This window comes from Streptomyces sp. AM25, assembly GCF_058146165.1.
In genome coordinates this window covers 1-14081 of record NZ_JBKIWN010000139.1, presented here as the reverse complement: position 1 = coordinate 14081, position 14081 = coordinate 1, and the positions used below count along the sequence as shown (strand labels likewise).

Here is a 14081-nt window from a genome sequence, read left to right as displayed (position 1 = left end):
CAGCGGGACCGTGGCACGGCGCGGCAAGCCCCCGTAATCCCGGATAACTGTCATATATCCGCTTAACCTGATTCAGCCCGTTCGAGCCTCGACCCGCCCCCGGGGAGGACCGCCCCGCCATGCCTGCAGACCTCGCCGTCATCGGACTCGGTTCCCTCGGCCTCCCCCTCGCCCAGGCGGCCACCTCCGCGCGCCTCCCCACCGTCGGCTACGACCCCGACCCGCACACGGTCGCCGAACTGCGCGCCGGCCGGCTGCCCACCGAGGGCGGCGACGGCTCGCTGACCGCCGCCGGGATCCGCCGCATGCTCTCCGCGGGCTTCCGCCCCACCACCGAGGACGCCGAGCTCGGCAAGGTCCGTACCGCCGTGATCTGCGCCCCCACCCGGCTCGGCGAGGACCGGGCGCTGGACCTGAGCGCCGTCCGCGACGCCGCCCGCACCCTGGCCGTGCGGCTGCGCCCGCACACCACCGTGCTGCTGGAGTCCGCCGTCCACCCCGGCACGACGGAGGACTTCGTGCGCCCCCTCCTCGAAGCGGGCTCCGGGCTGCGCGCCGGGCGGGACTTCCATCTCGCCTACTCCCCCAGCCGCTTCGACCCCGCCAACCGGCGCCACGGCTTCGCCAACACCCCCAAGGTCATCGGCGGCCTCACCGCCGCCTGCACGGAGGCCGCCGCCGCGTTCTACGGACGGTTCTGCGAGAAGGTCGTACGGGCCCGCGGGGTGCGCGAGGCCGAGACGGTCAAGGTGCTGGAGACCAACTACCGGCACGTCAACATCGCGCTGGTCAACGAGATGGCGGTGTTCTGCCACGACATCGGCGTCGACCTGTGGGACGTCGTGCGCTGCGCGGAGACCAAGCCGTTCGGCTTCCAGGCCTTCCGGCCCGGCCCCGGGGTGGGCGGCCACGGGGTGCCCATCGACCCCGCCTACCTCTCGTACAGGCGCAGCAGCCCCGGGCATCCGCTGCGCATGGTGGAGCTGGCGCAGGAGGTCAACGGACGGATGCCCCGCTACGTCATCCAGCGCTGCGCCACGCTGCTCAACGAGCACGGCAAGTCGGCGCGCGGCGCGCGGGTGCTGCTGCTCGGCGTCGGCTACAAGGCGGACGTGGCCGACCAGGAGGGGTCGCCGGCGCGGGAGATCGCCTCCCGGCTGATGGAGATGGGGGCCCAGCTCAGCTACCACGACCCCTACGTGGGGCAGTGGCGCGTGCTGGGGCAGCCGGTGCCACGGGCCGACTGCCTCTACGAGGCCGCAGCGGACGCCGACTTGACGGTGCTGCTGCAGCCGCACCGGACGTACGACCTTCAAGGGCTCGCGGTGAAGGCGCAGTTGCTGCTGGACACGCGGGGGGCCAGTCCTGCCGGCGCAGCGCACCGGTTGTAGGGGGCGGGGCTCGCCGCCCCGCAGCCCCGTTCGGCGGCTGCGGGCCGTTCGCGGCTGGTCGCGCCCACGCGGCGGAGCCGCATATTCAGCAGAGCCCCGCGCCCCTTACGGGGCCTACAGCCTCCGTCCCGCCAGCAGTCTCGGCTGGGCGTCCAGTACCGTCCTCAGGGCCGCGAAGTCCTCCACGCAGCGGCCCGTGCCGACGGCCACGCAGTCCAGCGGGTCGTCCGCCACCAGGACCGGGATGTCCAGCTCCTTGCTCAGGCGGACGTCCAGTCCGCGCAGCAGCGCACCGCCGCCCGTCAGCACGATGCCGCGGTCCATGATGTCGCCCGACAGCTCCGGCGGGGTCTCGTCCAGGCTCTGGCGCACCGCCATCACGATGGCGTCGACCGGCTCGGAGAGCGCGTGCCGGATCTCGTCCGCCGTCAGCGACAGCGTCTTCGGCAGGCCGCTGACCTGGTCGCGGCCGCGGATGGTGATGCGCTCCGGCGGCTTGAGGCCCTGGGTCTCCTCCGGGTCGCCGTCCGCGCCCTCCACGTCGCCGCTCTTCTCCAACTGCTTGGCCAGCGCGCTCAGTCCGGCCGCCGACCAGTAGCCGGTCGGGGCGGCGGAGCCGATGGTCATCTTGATCTCCTCGGCGGTGCGCTCACCGATCGCGAGGGAGTACTCCTTCTTGACGTAGGACATGATCGCCGCGTCCATGGCGTCGCCCGCGGTGCGCACCGAGCGCGCCGTGACGATGCCGCCCAGCGAGATCACCGCGACCTCGGTGGTGCCGCCGCCGATGTCGACGACCATGCAGCCGGTGGGCTCGCTGACCGGCAGGCCCGCGCCGATCGCGGCGGCCATGGGCTCCTCCACCAGGTGCACGGCCCGCGCCCCGGCCTGCGACGCGGCCTCGATGACCGCGCGGCGCTCCACGCCCGTGATGCCGGACGGCACGCACACCACGACGCGGGGCCGGGTGAAGCGGCGGCCCGCCATCACCTTCTTGATGAAGTGCCGCAGCATCCGCTCGGCTATCTCGAAGTCCGCGATGACGCCGTCGCGCAGCGGGCGCACGGCGACGATGTTCGAGGGGGTGCGGCCGATGGTCTCCTTGGCCTCGAAGCCGACCGACAGCACGCTGCCGTCGTCGGCGTTGACGGCGACGACCGAGGGTTCGTTGAGCACCACCCCCTTGCCCCGCACGTACACCAGCGTGTTCGCGGTGCCGAGGTCGATGCCCATGTCCCTGCCGCTGAACGACTTGCTTTGCGCCATAAGTCGCCAGTATTCCCTATGCTCGAACTTTTATACGGAGCTAACGGGCTTGGCGGGCAACGGAGAAGGTGTGGAAAAGGCCCGGAACCGCCGTAGCGGCCCGGGCCCTCGCCTGTCGGTGCGTCAGCGGTTGTCGTGCTGCGACGGCGCGACCGTCACCTCGACGCGCTGGAACTCCTTGAGCTCGCTGTAGCCCGTGGTGGCCATGGCCCGGCGCAGGGCGCCGAAGAAGTTCATGGAGCCGTCGGGGGTGTGCGAGGGGCCGAGGAGGATCTCCTCGGTCGAGCCGACCACGCCCAGGTTCATGCGCTTGCCGCGCGGCACGTCCTCGTGGACGGCCTCCATGCCCCAGTGGTGACCGCGGCCCGGCGCGTCGGTGGCGCGGGCGAGCGGGGAGCCCATCATCACGGCGTCCGCACCGCAGGCGATGGCCTTGGGCAGGTCGCCGGACCAGCCCACGCCGCCGTCGGCGATCACGTGCACGTAGCGGCCGCCGGACTCGTCCATGTAGTCGCGGCGGGCGGCGGCCACGTCGGCGACCGCGGTCGCCATCGGGACCTGGATGCCCAGCACGTTGCGGGTGGTGTGCGCGGCGCCGCCGCCGAAGCCCACCAGGACGCCCGCGGCACCGGTGCGCATCAGGTGCAGCGCGGCGGTGTACGTGGCGCAGCCGCCGACGATGACCGGCACGTCGAGCTCGTAGATGAACTGCTTCAGGTTCAGCGGCTCGGCGGCGCCGGAGACGTGCTCGGCGGAGACGGTCGTGCCGCGGATGACGAAGATGTCCACGCCCGCGTCGACGACGGCCTTGGAGAACTGCGCGGTGCGCTGCGGGGAGAGCGCGGCGGCGGTCACGACACCGGAGTCGCGGACCTCCTTGATGCGCTGCCCGATCAGCTCCTCCTTGATCGGAGCGGCGTAGATCTCCTGCAGGCGCTTGGTCGCGGCGCGCTCGTCCAGCTCGGCGATCTCCGCGAGCAGCGGCTCCGGGTCCTCGTAGCGGGTCCACAGGCCCTCGAGGTTGAGCACGCCCAGGCCGCCCAGCTCGCCGATGCGGATGGCGGTCTCGGGCGAGACGACCGAGTCCATCGGGGCGGCCAGGAACGGCAGCTCGAAGCGGTAGGCGTCGATCTGCCAGGCGATCGAGACCTCCTTCGGGTCGCGGGTACGGCGACTCGGGACGACGGCGATGTCGTCGAAGGCGTACGCCCGGCGGCCGCGCTTGCCGCGCCCGATCTCGATCTCAGTCACGTGTGTGGCCTTTCCTTCTGCACGTCTGCCGCATCCAGTATCCCTGACGCGGCGAAGCCCGCGGCCTGACGACCGCGGGCCTCATAGGAAGCTCCGACTACTAACGGCGGGAGTAGTTCGGCGCCTCGACCGTCATCTGAATGTCGTGGGGGTGGCTCTCCTTCAGACCCGCCGAGGTGATGCGGACGAAGCGGCCCTTGTCCTTCAGCTCCTGGATGTCCGCGGAGCCGACGTAGCCCATGGAGGCGCGCAGGCCGCCGATGAGCTGGTGGGCGACCGAGGACAGCGGGCCGCGGTAGGGGACCTGGCCCTCGATGCCCTCGGGGACGAGCTTGTCCTCGGAGAGGACGTTGTCCTGGAAGTAGCGGTCCTTGGAGAAGGACCTCGCCTGGCCGCGCGACTGCATCGCACCGAGCGAGCCCATGCCCCGGTAGGACTTGAACTGCTTGCCGTTGATGAAGACCATCTCGCCCGGCGACTCCTCGCAGCCGGCGAGCAGCGAGCCCAGCATCACCGTGTCGGCGCCCGCGGCGATCGCCTTGGCGATGTCGCCGGAGAACTGCAGGCCGCCGTCGCCGATCAGCGGCACGCCCGCCGCGTGGCAGGCCTGGGCGGCCTCGTAGATCGCGGTGACCTGCGGGACGCCGATGCCGGCGACGACGCGGGTGGTGCAGATCGAGCCCGGGCCGACGCCGACCTTCACGCCGTCCACGCCCGCGTCGATCAGCGCCTGGGCGCCGTCGCGGGTGGCGACGTTGCCGCCGACGACGTCGACGTTGATGTTGGACTTGACCTTGGCGATCATGTCGAGGATGCCGCGGCTGTGGCCGTGGGCGCTGTCCACGACCAGGAAGTCCGCACCGGCCTCGACCAGCGCCTGGGCGCGCTCGAAGGCCTCGGCGCCGACGCCGACCGCAGCACCGACGATCAGCCGGCCGCCGGCGTCCTTCGCGGCGTTCGGGTACTGCTCGGCCTTGACGAAGTCCTTGACCGTGATGAGGCCCTTGAGCACGCCGGCGTCGTCCACCAGCGGCAGCTTCTCGATCTTGTGGCGGCGGAGCAGCTCGATCGCGGCCTCGCCGGAGATCCCGACCTTGCCCGTGACCAGCGGCATCGGGGTCATGACCTCGCGGACCTGACGGCTGCGGTCCAGCTCGAAGGCCATGTCGCGGTTGGTGACGATGCCGAGCAGCTTGTTCGCCCCGTCGGTGACGGGCACGCCGCTGATCCGGAACTTCGCACAAAGCGCGTCCGCCTCGGCCAGCGTGGCGTCGGGGCGGACGGTGATCGGGTCCGAGACCATGCCGGACTCGGAGCGCTTGACAAGGTCGACCTGGTTGGCCTGGTCCTCGATGGAGAGGTTGCGGTGCAGCACGCCCGCGCCGCCCTGGCGGGCCATGGCGATGGCCATGCGCGCCTCGGTGACCTTGTCCATCGCGGCGGACAGCAGCGGGATGTTCACCTGCACGTTGCGCGAGACGCGGGAAGCGGTGTCGACGGTGTTGGGCAGCACCTCGGAGGCGCCCGGCAGCAACAGGACGTCGTCGTATGTCAGACCGAGCATCGCGAACTTCGCGGGCATACCGTCGACGTTGTCAGTCATGACACCTTCTCCAATGGTCTTGCATCAGCGAGGACTCCCATGCTAACGGGCGCCACGCGTGTCCCATTCCACTATGGCTGAGTCCCGCATCACTTGGACATTCCTCCAACCACCGTGCCGCAGGTGCCCTTTTACTGCTCCGCGAGGGCCCGCAACCGGCTGAGCGCCCGGTGCTGGGCGACCCGGACCGCGCCCGGCGACATGCCCAGCATCTGCCCGGTCTCCTCGGCCGTCAGCCCCACCGCGACCCTCAGCAGCACCAGCTCGCGCTGGTTCTCCGGAAGGTTGGCCAGCAGCTTCTTGGCCCACTCCGCATCGCTGCTGAGCAGTGCCCGCTCCTCCGGCCCGAGCGAGTCGTCGGGCTGCTCGGGCATCTCGTCGGAGGGCACGGCCGTGCTGCCGGGGTGACGCATGGCGGCCCGCTGGAGGTCGGCGACCTTGTGGGCTGCGATGGCCACGACGAAGGCCTCGAAGGGACGCCCGGTGTCCCGGTAGCGCGGCAGCGCACAGAGCACCGCCAGGCAGACCTCCTGCGCCAGGTCGTCCACGAAGTGCCGGGCGTCGCCCGGCAGACGCGACAGCCGCGTGCGGCAGTAGCGCAGCGCGAGAGGGTGCACCAGGGCGAGCAGATCGTGAGTGGCCCGCCGGTCTCCCTCGACGGCACGGGCGACGAGGGCGCCGATCTCCCCCGGACCTGTGGCCACAGGAGGCCCCGGGATCTCGTCGTCGCGCATCGGTCCATGGTGCCTTGACGCCGGACGATCCGTGGCACCGCCCTCATTGTTGTGCATCGAACCGTTACGCGTCGGTGTCGTCGCACTCACGTCTCGCGTCGCCCCCTTCCGGGTATACCCGCCCCACGCCCACGACTCCCCCGATAGCTTGTGCCCATGCCACGGGGCACGGGACCAGGCCTGTCCGTCATGAGGTCTCTCCCGGCCGGGCGAGAAGCACCGGCCTGTGCCGGGGACGGGGAGGAGTCACAACTCCAAGGATGCGGCATCCGTCGGAGTTTCGGCGTCCGGCGCGGACGCGGTGAGGTCGCGGTGCGCACCGCCTGCCCGGTGACGCGCAACGCGACCGCACGGCGCTGCGCGCCACACGCGTCTAGCGGACCAGGCCCCACCGGAAGCCGAGTGCCACCGCGTGCGCCCGGTCCGAGGCGCCCAGCTTCTTGAACAGGCGGCGCGCATGCGTCTTCACGGTGTCCTCGGAGAGGAACAGCTCGCGGCCGATCTCGGCGTTGGAGCGGCCGTGGCTCATGCCCTCCAGCACCTGGATCTCGCGCGCGGTGAGCGTGGGCGCGGCACCCATCTCCGCCGAGCGCAGCCTGCGCGGGGCGAGCCGCCAGGTGGGATCGGCGAGCGCCTGCGTCACGGTGGCCCGCAGCTCGGCGCGCGAGGCGTCCTTGTGCAGGTAGCCGCGCGCACCGGCGGCGACGGCGAGGGCCACCCCGTCGAGATCCTCCGCGACGGTGAGCATGATGATGCGGGCGCCGGGGTCGGCGGAGAGGAGCCGGCGCACGGTCTCCACACCGCCGAGGCCGGGCATGCGTACGTCCATCAGAATCAGATCCGAACGATCGGCGCCCCAGCGGCGGAGGACTTCCTCGCCGTTGGCCGCCGTCGTCACGCGCTCGACGCCGGGCACGGTCGCCACCGCACGACGGAGCGCCTCTCGGGCAAGCGGGGAGTCGTCGCAGACGAGGACGGATGTCATGGCCGTCCTCCGCAGCTGATGCGCGTCACCTTGAGCCTCCAGGCTGGTACTGATCGTCACCTGTGCGATCGACGAGACGCCGGAAGATACCGACAAGCTCCACCAAGCCCGGACACCCGCCCGACCGCTTGATTTCGTCAACCGCCTCCGCACTCTCAACGACGGTCACCCGAAAGAGTTACGGGCTCGGTCGGCCACGTTCGGCACTCTACGTGAAGGCGCGGACACGGAGCAGGGCGCACGGGGAATACGCGGGGAGACGGGCCGCCTCTGTTCCGACTTATGCCCCATTTGCTCGGTTGGAGCCGCTTTTCTTCCCATTCGCCGCTATCTGTGGCTAGATTCGCAATGAGTCATATTTTCATCTGCTCGGATGGCAGTTGAAAAGTGCATGTCACGCACATCGCTTCGACACATCGGTTCCGATCGCTTCGAGGGGATAGTCATGGCAGATTTCTCCCGCCTTCCCGGCCCCAACGCCGACCTCTGGGACTGGCAGCTGCTGGCGGCGTGCCGCGGAGTCGACAGCTCCCTCTTCTTCCATCCCGAGGGCGAACGGGGCGCGGCCCGCAGCGCCCGGGAGACCTCTGCGAAAGAGGTGTGCATGCGCTGCCCGGTGCGCGCCGAGTGCGCGGCGCACGCGCTGGCGGTGCGCGAGCCCTACGGCGTGTGGGGCGGCCTCACCGAGGACGAGCGGGAGGAGCTGATGGGGCGCGCCCGGCACCGGTCCATCACCGCGACCGGCTCCATGACTGCTTAAACGTTTCTCCTCGCGCCTCTCCGCCCCTGCGCACGCCTCAGTGCCTCGGCGACCCGGTGACCCGGCGCCTCAGCGCCGCGTCGCCTCCGTCAGCCGGTCCAGCATGGCCCCGACGGCCGGGACCCGCTCCAGGTCCGGCAGGGTGAGGGCCACGATCTCGCGCTGCACCAGGGGCTCCACCGGCACCGTGCGCGCCCCCATGGGCACCACGGACTCCAGCGCCAGCTCGGGCATCACGGCAACCCCGAGCCCCGCGCCCACCAGCCCGAAGACCGCCGGGTAGTCGTCCGTCGCGAAGTCGATCCGGGGCGTGAAGCCCGCGCTCTCGCAGACCTCGACCAGGTGCCGCCGGCAGCGCGGGCAGCCCGCGATCCACGGCTCCCCCGCCAGCTCGCCGATCCCGATCCGGTCCGCCTCCGCCAGCTGGTGACCCTCCGGGAGCACGCCGACGAGCCGGTCGGTCAGCAGCGGCCGGACGACGAGGTCGTCCCACTCCTCGCGGGCCGCCCGGCCGTCGCCGCGCACCTCGACCTCGGGGTAGCGGAAGGCCAGGGCGATCTCGCAGTCGCCCTCGCGCAGCATCTCCACGGAACGCCCCGGCTCGGCCTCGACCAGCGAGACCCGGGTACCGGGGTGCGCGGCCCGCATCGCCGCCAGGGCGGAGGGCACCAGCGCCGAGCTGCCGCTGGGGAACGACACCAGCCGCACCCGCCCCGCGCGCAGGCCCGCGATCGCCGCGACCTCCTCCTCGGCGGCGGTCAGCCCGGCCAGGATGCCCGTCGCGTGCCGGACGAGCGCCTCGCCCGCCTGAGTCAGCCGCATCTCGCGGCCCGCGCGGATCAGCAGGGGGGTGCCCGTGGACTGCTCCAGGGCCTTCATCTGCTGGCTGACGGCGGGCTGGGTGCAGCCCAGCTCGCGGGCCGCGGCGGAGAACGAACCGGTGGTGGCCACGGCGCGCAGCACCCTCAGATGACGTGCCTCGATCATGCCTTTGAGCATAAGCCCGGCTTGGGGGGTCTACGGTCAAAACTTCTCGACGCTTTGACCAGGGGCCCCTACTCTGAGGCCCATGCACCTGCTCTCCGTGAACGTCGGACACACCCGGACCACGGCGGACCGCCCGGGCGCCCCGGGCTTCGCCGGCGGCATCGGCACCGGCATCGACAAGCGGCCCGTGACGGGCCCGGTCGCGGTGGCCGCCCCCGGCCCGAAGGGCACCGCGGGCAGCGGCCTGGCCGGTGACGAGGTGGTCCACCTCGAGCACCACGGCGGGAACGACCAGGCCGTCTACGCCTTCGCCCGCGAGGATCTCGACGGCTGGGAGCGGGAGTTGGGGCGCACCCTGCCGCCCGGCTCCTTCGGCGAGAACCTCACCACCGCCGGGGTCGACGTCAGCGGCGCCCGCATCGGCGAGCGCTGGCGCATCGGGCGGGATCTGGTGCTGGAGGTCTCCGCGCCGCGCATCCCCTGCCGCACGTTCGCCGACTGGCTGGGCGAGACGGGCTGGGTCAGGCGGTTCACGCAGGCCGCCGCGCCGGGCGCGTATCTGCGGGTCGTCGAGCCGGGCGAGATCCGCGCGGGCGACCCGGTGACCGTCGTGCACCGGCCGGAGCACGAGGTGTCCGTCTCCTTCGTCTTCCGTGCGCTCACCACCGAACGCGCCCTGCTGCCCCGCGTCCTGGCGGCCGGCGAGGCGCTGCCCGACGAGACCCGGCGGAAGGCCGCCGAGTGGACGGCCCGTCAAGCGGCGGGCCCGGAGGGGGGAAAGGAGCCGCCGGAAGGCAGCCGCGAGGGGGCGGCGAGCACTAACGTTCCCGTATGACGACTGCACTGATCACGGGAGCAACCGCGGGCATCGGCGCGGCCTTTGCACGGCGCCTCGCAGCCGACGGGCACAACCTCGTACTCGTGGCCCGCGACGAGAAACGGCTGCACGAGCAGGCGACCGAGCTGCACGACCGGCACGGCGTGGAGGCCGAGGTGCTGCGCGCCGACCTGGCGGAGGACGCGGGCATCGCCGCGGTCGAGAAGCGGCTCGCGGACCGGAAGCATCCGGTGGACCTGCTGGTCAACAACGCGGGATTCGGCAACAAGGGCGCCTTCCTCGACGTGCCGATGGCCGACGAGCTCAAGATGCTCAAGGTGCACTGCGAGGCGGTGCTGCGGCTGACCTCGGCCGCGGTGGGCGTGATGCGGGAGCGCAGGCGCGGTGGCGTGGTGAACGTGGCGTCGGTGGCCGCGTTCGTCCCGCGGGGCACCTACGGCGCGAGCAAGGCGTGGGTCGTGCAGTTCACGCAGGGCGCCGCGCGGGACCTGGCGGGGAGCGGGGTGCGGCTGATGGCGCTGTGCCCCGGTTTCGTCCGGACGGAGTTCCACGAGCGGGCGGGGATGGGGACGGACAACATCCCCGGCTGGCTGTGGCTCGACGCCGACCGGCTGGTGGACGCCGCGCTCAAGGACCTGGCGCGCGGGAAGTCGCTGTCCGTACCGGATCCGCGCTACAAGGCGCTGGCCGGACTGACGAAGATCGTGCCGCGCGGGGCGCTCGGCCGGATGACGTCCGTCTCCGGCCGCAAGTACGGGCCGACCCGCTGACGGCAGGCCGCCCGCCGCAGTCGTGACAGGCCGGAGGCCCGGCCCCCTGTGCGGGGTGCCGGGCCTCGGGTGTGCGGAGAGGCATCAGTGCGCGTGACCGTGGCCGTGGCCGGCCTCGGCGGGCTCCTCTTCCTTCTTCTCGACGACCAGGGTCTCGGTCGTGAGCAGCAGGGAGGCGATGGACGCGGCGTTCTCCAGGGCGGAGCGGGTGACCTTGACCGGGTCGATGACGCCGGCCTTCACCAGGTCGCCGTACTCGCCGGTCGCGGCGTTGAAGCCCTGGCCCTTGTCCAGCTCGGCGACCTTGGAGGTGATGACGTAGCCCTCGAGGCCCGCGTTCTCGGCGATCCAGCGCAGCGGCTCGACGACGGCGCGGCGGACGACGGCGACACCGGTGGCCTCGTCGCCCTCCTTGCCCAGGCCGCCCTCCAGCACCTTGGCGGCGTGGACCAGAGCGGAACCGCCACCGGAGACGATGCCCTCCTCGACCGCGGCGCGGGTCGCGGAGATGGCGTCCTCCAGACGGTGCTTCTTCTCCTTGAGCTCGACCTCGGTGGCCGCACCCACGCGGATCACGCAGACGCCGCCGGCGAGCTTGGCGAGGCGCTCCTGGAGCTTCTCACGGTCCCAGTCGGAGTCCGTGGCCTCGATCTCGGCCTTGATCTGGGCGACGCGGCCCGCGACGTCGGCGGAGTTGCCGCCGCCGTCGACGATGGTGGTGTCGTCCTTGGTGATCGTCACGCGGCGGGCGGTGCCCAGCACGTCCAGGCCGACCTGGTCGAGCTTGAGGCCGACCTCCTCGGCGACGACGGTGCCGCCGGTGAGGGTGGCCATGTCGCCGAGCATCGCCTTGCGGCGGTCGCCGAAGCCGGGCGCCTTGACGGCGACGGCGTTGAAGGTGCCGCGGATCTTGTTGACGACGAGGGTCGACAGGGCCTCGCCCTCGACGTCCTCGGCGATGATCAGCAGCGGCTTGGAGGCACCGGCCTGGATGACCTTCTCCAGCAGCGGCAGCAGGTCCTGGATCGAGGCGATCTTGCCCTGGTGGATCAGGATGTACGGGTCGTCGAGGACGGCCTCCATACGCTCCTGGTCGCTGACCATGTACGGCGACAGGTAGCCCTTGTCGAAGGCCATGCCCTCGGTGAAGTCCAGCTCCAGACCGAAGGTGTTGGACTCCTCGACGGTGATGACACCGTCCTTGCCGACCTTGTCCATCGCCTCGGCGATGAGCTCGCCGACCTGCTTGTCCTGGGCGGACAGCGCGGCCACGGCGGCGATGTCGGTCTTGGAGTCGATCGGGCGGGAGGTCGCGAGCAGCTCGTCGGAGACGGCCTTGACCGCGGCGTCGATGCCCTTCTTCAGGGAGGCCGGGGAGGCACCGGCGGCGACGTTGCGCAGACCCTCGCGGACCAGCGCCTGGGCCAGCACGGTGGCGGTGGTGGTGCCGTCGCCCGCGATGTCGTTGGTCTTGGTCGCCACCTCCTTGACGAGCTGGGCGCCCAGGTTCTCGTACGCGTCGTCGAGCTCGACCTCGCGGGCGATGGTCACACCGTCGTTGGTGATGGTGGGAGCGCCGAACTTCTTGTCGATGACGACGTTGCGGCCCTTGGGACCGATCGTCACCTTCACGGTGTCGGCGAGCTTGTTGACGCCGCGCTCAAGGGCGCGACGGGCGTCCTCGTCGAACTTCAGGGTCTTGGCCATGGGTTACGTATCCTTCGCCGTATCTCGCAAACGAACTGCGCCCCCGGCGCCCGGCTCTGCAGGCACGGGAACCAGGGGCGCAGTCAAAAGCCTCGAAAGCCTGTGGCTTCGGGGTGAATTACTTCTCGATGATCGCGAGCACGTCGCGAGCCGAGAGGACGAGGTACTCGTCGCCGTTGTACTTCACCTCGGTGCCGCCGTACTTGCTGTAGAGCACGACGTCGCCGACCTTGACGTCGAGCGGCAGGCGCTCGCCGTTCTCGAAGCGGCCCGGACCGACGGCGAGGACGGCACCCTCCTGGGGCTTCTCCTTCGCGGTGTCCGGGATGACCAGGCCGGAGGCCGTGGTCTGCTCGGCGTCGAGCGGCTGGACCACGATGCGGTCCTCAAGCGGCTTGATGGCAACCTTGGAGCTGGCGGTCGTCACGATCCGACCTCCCCCTTCGGAGATCTCACGGGGTCAATTGTCTGAGGTGGCGACCAGGTGGTTCCGTCGTCGCGGGTGCCGGACCTGCCCGTCGCTGTGTTTGGCACTCACCGGTGGAGAGTGCCAACGGAGCCGAGACTATGACGCGGTTAGCACTCGGTCAAGCGGAGTGCCAATTCGCCGTGCGGCGAGCCATGATCTACCCGGGGGGTGGGGTGCCTACTCCCCTGCCGGGGGGCGGTTTGTCGGCTGCGGGTTGTCGGGGGCTGGTCGCGCCCACGCGGCGGAGCCGCAAATCCAGCAGAGCCCCGCGCCCCTTACGGGGCGCGATCTAGACGTAGTCCTCCAGTCTCGCCACCGTGTAGCCCTGTTTCTGGATGCTGCGCAGCATGTTCGTCACCATCTGCGTCATCGTCGTGCCCTTGAGCTCGGACGGGCCGCGGAAGTGGGCGAGCACGATGTCGCCGGGGTGCAGTCCGCCCCCCTCCGCGTAGCGCATGTCGTTGATCTGCATCGTGGCCTCCCACAGGACGACCGCGCGCACCCCGCAGCCGCCCGCCACGGCGAGGGTCTGGTCGTTGTAGTTGCCGTACGGGGGCCGGAAGAGGACGGGGCGGGTGCCGAACCGCTTCTCCAGGATGTCCTGCTGCCCGCAGATCTCCTTGCGCTGCGCCTCGGCGGAGAGGGTGCGCAGGTTGGGGTGGGTGAGGGTGTGGTTCTGCACGGCGTTGCCGGGGGCGGGGCCCGCGGCGCGGAGCTCGTCGAAGTAGCCGTAGCCGCTGCCGGAGCGGGCGATGCCGTCCGTCAGGAACATCGTGAACGGCAGCTTCAGGTCCTTGGTCATCCTCACGAATTCCGGGTCCTTCTCGGCCCCGTCGTCGAAGGTGAGGAAGACGACCTTGTCGGTGGTCCGCACCCGCCGGACGACCTGCGGGGGCCCGCCGGGCTTCACCGTCGCGGTCAGCCGGGCGGACGGCGGCGCGGGCGGGGGCGCGAGGGGCTTGTCGAGACCCCAGCGGCGGTAGGCGTCGGCGTCGGGCGCGGTGCTGTGGGTAGGAGCGGATGTCTCCGGTCCGGAGGGGTGGGACGAACCCGTCGAACCGTTCGAGCAACCGGACAGCGTGCCCGCGAGGAGCAGGGCGGCGGCACAGGCGAGGGCGGCCCGGAGGCGGCCGGAAACAGGCGAGCTCACTCGAACGATTCTTGTCCGCACGTTCGAGGCATTCCCCCTCGGGGGGTGAACGGACACGGAAGGGCGGCAGCTCCCCCGATCGGGGTGCTGCCGCCCTTGTATGCCGGTCTGGCGACTCTTAGTAGGCGGAGTTGACGCTGTCCATGGAGCCGTACTTGTCGGCGGCGTAG

Annotated in this window: 13 protein-coding genes; 4 read left to right on the top strand and 9 right to left on the bottom strand. The window is 71.2% G+C overall.

All coding sequences use genetic code 11. From position 1 onward, the window contains the following. Window positions 1–119 precede the first annotated feature (119 nt). Window positions 120–1391: a nucleotide sugar dehydrogenase gene (locus tag ACLHRZ_RS40770; protein ID WP_490423673.1), complete on the top strand. Its 1272-nt coding sequence runs from the start codon at window positions 120–122 to the stop codon at window positions 1389–1391. Between the two features lie 114 nt (window positions 1392–1505). Here the strand turns inward: ACLHRZ_RS40770 and ACLHRZ_RS40765 are convergent, their stop codons facing one another. The 5 genes from ACLHRZ_RS40765 to ACLHRZ_RS40745 all read right to left on the bottom strand — a co-directional run bounded on the left by ACLHRZ_RS40765 (window position 1506) and on the right by ACLHRZ_RS40745 (window position 7230). Then, the gene (locus ACLHRZ_RS40765; RefSeq protein WP_490423672.1) at window positions 1506–2657 is read right to left on the bottom strand and encodes a rod shape-determining protein; all 1152 of its coding nucleotides are present in this window, start codon (window positions 2655–2657) and stop codon (window positions 1506–1508) included. Between the two features lie 123 nt (window positions 2658–2780). After that, window positions 2781–3908, bottom strand: a complete 1128-nt coding sequence (locus ACLHRZ_RS40760; RefSeq protein WP_490423671.1) for a GuaB3 family IMP dehydrogenase-related protein — start codon at window positions 3906–3908, stop codon at window positions 2781–2783. Between the two features lie 100 nt (window positions 3909–4008). Beyond that, entirely contained in the window at window positions 4009–5511 is a 1503-nt protein-coding gene (gene guaB, locus ACLHRZ_RS40755; protein WP_490423670.1) for an IMP dehydrogenase, read from the bottom strand. 131 nt (window positions 5512–5642) lie between these two features. Next, the gene (locus ACLHRZ_RS40750) at window positions 5643–6245 is read right to left on the bottom strand and encodes a sigma-70 family RNA polymerase sigma factor (RefSeq protein ID WP_171086792.1); all 603 of its coding nucleotides are present in this window, start codon (window positions 6243–6245) and stop codon (window positions 5643–5645) included. Window positions 6246–6618: 373 nt separating this feature from the next. Beyond that, window positions 6619–7230: a response regulator transcription factor gene (locus ACLHRZ_RS40745; RefSeq protein ID WP_003948568.1), complete on the bottom strand. Its 612-nt coding sequence runs from the start codon at window positions 7228–7230 to the stop codon at window positions 6619–6621. A 445-nt stretch (window positions 7231–7675) separates the two neighbouring features. On the opposite strand from ACLHRZ_RS40745, the gene ACLHRZ_RS40740 reads away from it, so the two are divergent. Further along, window positions 7676–7990 carry a WhiB family transcriptional regulator gene (locus ACLHRZ_RS40740; RefSeq protein ID WP_490423669.1) on the top strand — a complete coding sequence of 105 codons (315 nt, stop codon included), beginning with the start codon at window positions 7676–7678 and terminating at the stop codon, window positions 7988–7990. A gap of 69 nt (window positions 7991–8059) precedes the next feature. Here ACLHRZ_RS40740 and ACLHRZ_RS40735 read toward each other — a convergent pair whose 3' ends face one another. Next, entirely contained in the window at window positions 8060–8977 is a 918-nt protein-coding gene (locus ACLHRZ_RS40735; protein WP_490423668.1) for a LysR family transcriptional regulator, read from the bottom strand. Between the two features lie 82 nt (window positions 8978–9059). Between ACLHRZ_RS40735 and ACLHRZ_RS40730 the strand changes: the two genes are divergently transcribed. Together ACLHRZ_RS40730 and ACLHRZ_RS40725 are read left to right on the top strand one after the other, a co-directional pair. After that, entirely contained in the window at window positions 9060–9812 is a 753-nt protein-coding gene (locus ACLHRZ_RS40730; protein ID WP_490423667.1) for an MOSC domain-containing protein, read from the top strand. Then, a complete protein-coding gene (locus ACLHRZ_RS40725) occupies window positions 9809–10585 on the top strand; it encodes an SDR family NAD(P)-dependent oxidoreductase (RefSeq protein WP_490423666.1) in 777 nt (258 codons plus the stop codon). The genes ACLHRZ_RS40730 and ACLHRZ_RS40725 overlap by 4 nt, the downstream gene beginning before the upstream one ends. 84 nt (window positions 10586–10669) lie before the next feature. Here the strand turns inward: ACLHRZ_RS40725 and groL are convergent, their stop codons facing one another. The 3 genes from groL to ACLHRZ_RS40710 form a co-directional block, all read right to left on the bottom strand. After that, window positions 10670–12292, bottom strand: coding sequence for a chaperonin GroEL (gene groL, locus ACLHRZ_RS40720; protein WP_490423665.1), 1623 nt, complete (start codon window positions 12290–12292; stop codon window positions 10670–10672). Between the two features lie 118 nt (window positions 12293–12410). After that, window positions 12411–12719: a co-chaperone GroES gene (groES, locus tag ACLHRZ_RS40715; RefSeq protein WP_004955293.1), complete on the bottom strand. Its 309-nt coding sequence runs from the start codon at window positions 12717–12719 to the stop codon at window positions 12411–12413. A 331-nt stretch (window positions 12720–13050) separates the two neighbouring features. Continuing rightward, window positions 13051–13911, bottom strand: a complete 861-nt coding sequence (locus ACLHRZ_RS40710) for a polysaccharide deacetylase family protein (RefSeq protein ID WP_490423664.1) — start codon at window positions 13909–13911, stop codon at window positions 13051–13053. Between the last annotated feature and the right edge of the window lie 170 nt (window positions 13912–14081).

What these genes read in the sequence shown, in the direction of transcription:
- ACLHRZ_RS40750 (WP_171086792.1), bottom strand. Translation starts at nt 6,245, where the DNA reads ATGCGCGACGACGAGATCCCGGGGCCTCCTGTGGCCACAGGTCCGGGG.
- ACLHRZ_RS40745 (WP_003948568.1), bottom strand. Translation starts at nt 7,230, where the DNA reads ATGACATCCGTCCTCGTCTGCGACGACTCCCCGCTTGCCCGAGAGGCG.
- ACLHRZ_RS40740 (WP_490423669.1), top strand. Translation starts at nt 7,676, where the DNA reads ATGGCAGATTTCTCCCGCCTTCCCGGCCCCAACGCCGACCTCTGGGAC.
- guaB (WP_490423670.1), bottom strand. Translation starts at nt 5,511, where the DNA reads ATGACTGACAACGTCGACGGTATGCCCGCGAAGTTCGCGATGCTCGGT.
- ACLHRZ_RS40770 (WP_490423673.1), top strand. Translation starts at nt 120, where the DNA reads ATGCCTGCAGACCTCGCCGTCATCGGACTCGGTTCCCTCGGCCTCCCC.
- ACLHRZ_RS40765 (WP_490423672.1), bottom strand. Translation starts at nt 2,657, where the DNA reads ATGGCGCAAAGCAAGTCGTTCAGCGGCAGGGACATGGGCATCGACCTC.
- ACLHRZ_RS40730 (WP_490423667.1), top strand. Translation starts at nt 9,060, where the DNA reads ATGCACCTGCTCTCCGTGAACGTCGGACACACCCGGACCACGGCGGAC.
- groL (WP_490423665.1), bottom strand. Translation starts at nt 12,292, where the DNA reads ATGGCCAAGACCCTGAAGTTCGACGAGGACGCCCGTCGCGCCCTTGAG.
- ACLHRZ_RS40735 (WP_490423668.1), bottom strand. Translation starts at nt 8,977, where the DNA reads ATGATCGAGGCACGTCATCTGAGGGTGCTGCGCGCCGTGGCCACCACC.
- ACLHRZ_RS40725 (WP_490423666.1), top strand. Translation starts at nt 9,809, where the DNA reads ATGACGACTGCACTGATCACGGGAGCAACCGCGGGCATCGGCGCGGCC.